Here is a 4,869-nt window from a genome sequence, read left to right on the forward strand (position 1 = left end):
TGATTGGGCTGCTCGGCGACAAACTGTCGATTCACCAAGTCGAGAGGCTTTTCGGCCAGTTCGTCTGGGATGGTGGTGATACAACGTTTTCCGCGCCTGACACCGCTCAGACCTTGCGCTTTCATCAACCGCTCGACGGTACAACGGGCAACAACGATAGACTCACGCAGCAGCTGCTTCCAGACTTTCCTTGCCCCGTACACCGAGTGGTTATCCTCATAAACGCGTTCAATGTCCTGCATCAGCGCTTCATCCCTTTTTATTCTGGCGCAGCGCTCTTCGGGGTTGGCTCGCAAGCGCTTATGGCGATAGTACGTGGAGGGTGCAATCTGTAAAACGTTGCAGATCGGCTCGACACCATGAGCACCACGTTCGCGGTCAATAAAGTCGATGATTACTTCGGTTTGCGGTCGAGCTCCGCCTGGGCGAAAAAAGCAGCGGCTTTGCGTAATATCTCGTTGGCCCGCTTGAGCTCTTGGTTCTCGCGTTCAAGCTCTTTCATGCGTGCCGATTGTTCACTGGTCACGCCGGGCTTGGCACCGCTGTCCACTTCCATTTTTAGAATCCAAGACCTCAGTGTCTCAGGGGTGCAGCCGATCTTGGCCGCTACAGACTGTATGGCAGCCCAACGTGATTTATGTTCGTGCTCACCGGTCAAAACCAGTCGCACAGCGCGTTCCCGTACTTCGGGTGAATATCCAAGTCTCTTGTTCATGGGCTAATTCTCTCAAGAAAGTTAGCCTCCGACAAAGCCGGTGTGATTCACCACCACCTACCAGTGGGATGCTGTGGGCAACCTTACCCACAAACAGGTGCGGGATTTAAGCTACCAATACCACTACAACGACGGCAACCAACTGGTGCAAGCTGACCATTGGCGCTTACGGCACAGTGGCGCAGGTAACTCACGCGGCAATGGCCCGGCTTATGACGTGCATGGATGCACTAATGTCGCGGGCGCAGGATGCGCAGGAGCGACGAACAGCAATGGCATTCTATCGAACTGGGACATCCACCACCTCGACCAACAACATCTGTTTGAGTTCATGTGGGACCCCTCGGTGAACCACAACCAAGACAAGCTGACCCAAACCTACGCCTACAACCAAAACGGCCAGCTTACTCAGAAAAACCTAGGCAACGGCGCAAGTGAAACCTATCAACACGACGCCCTGGGCCGCATGACCGCCCAAACCACCGAGTACGGTGCGCAGTACCAGTTCGCGTACGACGCGCAAGACCGCCGCGTGCACACCCAGCTCAGCGACTGGGAGCGTAGCTACCAATACGGCAGCTTGTACGACGGACGGCAGGAATTGGCGCAATGGGATAACCAAGGGAACCCTTACCGCACCCTGAACTACCTGCCCGGTGAACAAGGCCTGCCGTATGGCACCCTGATCAGCCAAAACGTCCACCAGTGGCAGAACGACGAGTTCCGGGTTACCGGTTTTGCGCAAAACTACGCCGAAACCGGCTACTTCCACCAAGACCATCTGGGCAGCACCGTGAAAATCACCGGCCCAGAAGCCGGCAACGCCTTCCGTTGGGACTACACCCCGCAGGGCGAGGCATACGGTTTTACGCATCGTTACTCACACGAACAGATGACCCGCACCCACGTCGGCCACAGCCCCAAACGCCACTTGGTTCCTTACCTCTACACCGGACAGTATGAAACCAACTTAACCGGCCTCATCCACATGGATGCCCGTTGGTACAACCCACAGCTTGGAAGATGGTTACAACCCGACTACTACAGCTTTAACCAACTCGCCTTGCCACAAAGTGCACGGCACCAACTGCTGGGCAGCACAAAGCTAAACACCCAACAACTGCTGCGTGACCCCAGCCAGCAGATGGCGTATGGTTATGTGAGTGGCAACCCACTACGGTGGGTGGATCCAAATGGCTTAGTTGCTTTTGTTGCGAACGCAGTTGGTGCAGGTGTAGGGTTTCTGCTTGACGCATCAATTCAGGCTCTGGAAATACACGTTCTAGAAACAAGAGAAGAATTTAACATCAAGCAATCGCTGGTCGCAGCGGGTGCTGGAGCCGTTGGCGGAGGTATCGGTACCTCAGCCGCGCGCTTAGCTGGGGCCGTAGGCACTTCAATTAATGTAGGTCGAACTACTCAAGCAGCTATTGCAACAACGACATTCTATGGAGCTAATGCTGGCTTAAACAGTAGCTTAGCAGTTGGAACTGGTTATATATCTGCACAAGTTGATGACAGAGAGTATTCAATGGAGAACATGCTTCTTGATGCTGGCGCAGGAGCTATATTAGGCACTGCTGCAAACCGCCTACATCCAGCCAACTCAAACTTAATTGATAATTTTGGCGCAGTAAATAGCTTGGGCATTGTCGAAAGACTAGATCAACCTTGGTATTCCCCAGCTTTACCTAGTGATGGTATTACTAGCGGTCTAATCGGTGCATCTATAGCCTCTAATTTAACAAGCACTATGGGGTTGCTCCTTAATCCTAATAATTCGGGCCCCTGCCCTTGAGGTCTAATTTGAAAAAGATAATATATTGGCACATAAGATTATGGGTTATTTGGGTTCCATTACTTTGGTTAGTAGACCATTTTTTTAGCATTGTTACATTAGGGTACATCGTGATGTTAATAGGACTAAGTTTCGTCATTATGATTATTGACATTGCTCGTCATTGGTCAGAATAGACTTATATATTATGTAAGTGGACTACTGCCGTGCGGCAGTAAGTCCAGTTCAGTACGCTTGAAAATTCATTTAAGACCCAAGGATCTAACTATGATGATGGAGTTAACATATATTTAGGTGCTCAATACTATTTTGGAAAACAAGAGCAATGAAAATAAATTTCATTCGACTAATTAACCTTGCTCTAATTATTTTATTTCTGAGTGGATGTGGGAAAGGCGACATCCCAACAGACCAAGAAATAATTTCATCATTCTATGAGAATAGAATGTCATACCAGAGCGTAGCTGAAAGCTTTATAGCAAACGGACTTCACAGATTTGAAGTAATGTCAGATGGAACATTGAATATTCGGCCAGATGTAGAAATTGATCGAGTTTCAATGAAAGAAGAAATACTAGATGATATCGGCACCAATCTCGTTAGTGTGCAGTTTGAAAGGAGTACTTATGATACGATAAGTCAGGTTATATTCTTTAATTATCGTCGTGGCATAGTTTCGTCAGGGGAACACAAAGGGGTAATCTTCATGCTAAAGGAGGACAGTGAAATTGAACTACACAATCAACTTGACAACATAGACAAGAGCAATAAGGAAATTCACGGAAAGCGGTTATATAAATACATTGAGCCGGGTTGGTATATATTTTACGAATACCTTCCATAATACCATATGAGTCATTCGATGAATTTTTCAGCATTACGATCAATCGCTAGTTTATTTCATTTTGTTATTCTATCTATAGGGGCTGTAGGAGTTGCCTTTGGCTCAGAGAATGACTTGAATCGACATATTCAGGAGGTCGAGCTCGGCTATGACATTGAATTCGTTTTCAACGTCAATGACGAGATAGAATTAGGTGGGTATTTAATGACAACAGAAAAAGGGAATGGATTTATTAGGCTAGGTGAAAGTAAGTCCATAAATGTCATTGATTATCATAATGATGGAGAGTACTTTCTGGATGGAAGAGCAGCTGTTTATGTGGCCGATCTGAACTTGAACAGCTTTTATGAAATAATTGTCGTTGGCGTACTTGTTAAAACAAATGAGCAAGATGGTTCATTCTCAAATTTAGAACCGTATTTAAAAGTCTATGCATACGATGGCAGAGGTTATACAGATAGCACAAGCTCTTTCATAAGCGGGCAGTAACGCAATGGAATACATATTGTAGTATCAGTCTCACCATGCCGTTTATGCTTATTGAGGCTACCATAAGAATAGTGGCTGATGTCGGCTCCGGAAAATAATGAGTCACCGCTCTTTAAAAATTAGCCCATCCTGCGATGCGCTTTTCAAATGCATCGCAGGATTTTTACTCCCAACAACCCCCGTTGGCAAGCACGCGACCACGCCCAAGACTGGAGCGCCACGCAACAACAACTCAGCCAGCAGTTCAACCAACCCGGCTGGAGCACACAAGACCAACACCTGTATTTTCATGACAGCGAAGGTAACCTGAGTGCGCGCTTGTATAACGAGAAGTTCTCCTTCTTTTATGACTATGATAGCAATGACCGCCTCGTTCGTGCCGACGAACCACAAAACCTTACCATGAATCACCCCGACTTTATCGGAGGGCGTTTTATTTGAGTCATGCTGCCGCTGACTCAGCTCGTTGATGATACAGCATCTCATACTCCGCGGGCGGTATGTCGCCGATGGAGGACAGAAGTCGCCGATGGTTGAACCAGTCAACCCACGTTAACGTCGCTCGTTCAACGTCATCCAGACCCTTCCAAGGGCCATTTTTGTGGATTACCTCCGCTTTGTACAGGCCGTTGATCGTTTCGGCCAGGGCGTTGTCGTAAGAGTCGCCAACGCTGCCTACTGACGCTTTAAAACCCGCCTCAGACAGTCGTTCGGTATAGCGTATCGACAGATATTGACTCCCTCGGTCGCTGTGATGGGTTACCCCTTTAGGTTTGCCACGTGCCCACAGAGCTTGTTCTAAGGCATCCAGCACAATGTCGGTCTGCAAGCTTTTAAGGACACGCCAACCCACGATGTAACGCGAGAACACATCGACCACAAAGGCCACATACACAAAGCCTGACCATGTCGCCACATAGGTGATATCGGCCACCCAGAGCTGATTGGGCTGCTCGGCGACAAACTGTCGATTCACCAAGTCGAGAGGCTTTTCGGCCAGTTCGTCTGGGATGGTGGTGATAC

General features: G+C 48.4%; 5 protein-coding genes, 1 pseudogene and 1 other annotated feature. Of the genes and pseudogenes, 4 read left to right on the top strand and 2 right to left on the bottom strand.

What is annotated here, in order from left to right; all coding sequences use genetic code 11:
• Positions 1 to 715 (bottom strand): annotated as a pseudogene (locus tag ACFOSD_RS15705) (IS3 family transposase); the annotation flags it as partial.
• Positions 321 to 437 (bottom strand) — a sequence feature (AL1L pseudoknot). (Overlaps the previous pseudogene by 117 nt.)
• A gap of 73 nt (positions 716 to 788) precedes the next feature.
• Here ACFOSD_RS15705 and ACFOSD_RS15710 point away from each other — a divergent pair.
• The 4 genes from ACFOSD_RS15710 to ACFOSD_RS15725 all read left to right on the top strand — a co-directional run bounded on the left by ACFOSD_RS15710 (position 789) and on the right by ACFOSD_RS15725 (position 4,287).
• Positions 789 to 2,513, top strand: coding sequence for an RHS repeat domain-containing protein (locus ACFOSD_RS15710; RefSeq protein ID WP_380698285.1), 1,725 nt, complete (start codon positions 789 to 791; stop codon positions 2,511 to 2,513).
• A gap of 325 nt (positions 2,514 to 2,838) precedes the next feature.
• Entirely contained in the window at positions 2,839 to 3,357 is a 519-nt protein-coding gene (locus ACFOSD_RS15715) for a hypothetical protein (RefSeq protein WP_380698287.1), read from the top strand.
• Between the two features lie 18 nt (positions 3,358 to 3,375).
• A complete protein-coding gene (locus tag ACFOSD_RS15720) occupies positions 3,376 to 3,846 on the top strand; it encodes a hypothetical protein (protein ID WP_380698289.1) in 471 nt (156 codons plus the stop codon).
• 147 nt (positions 3,847 to 3,993) lie between these two features.
• Positions 3,994 to 4,287, top strand: a complete 294-nt coding sequence (locus ACFOSD_RS15725) for a hypothetical protein (RefSeq protein WP_380698291.1) — start codon at positions 3,994 to 3,996, stop codon at positions 4,285 to 4,287.
• A 1-nt stretch (position 4,288) separates the two neighbouring features.
• Here ACFOSD_RS15725 and ACFOSD_RS15730 read toward each other — a convergent pair.
• A partial coding sequence (locus tag ACFOSD_RS15730; RefSeq protein ID WP_380709216.1) for an IS3 family transposase occupies positions 4,289 to 4,869 on the bottom strand: 581 nt, incomplete at its 5' end.

The organism is Salinispirillum marinum (assembly GCF_042650105.1).
GTDB classification, from domain to species: Bacteria; Pseudomonadota; Gammaproteobacteria; order Pseudomonadales; family Natronospirillaceae; genus Salinispirillum; species Salinispirillum marinum.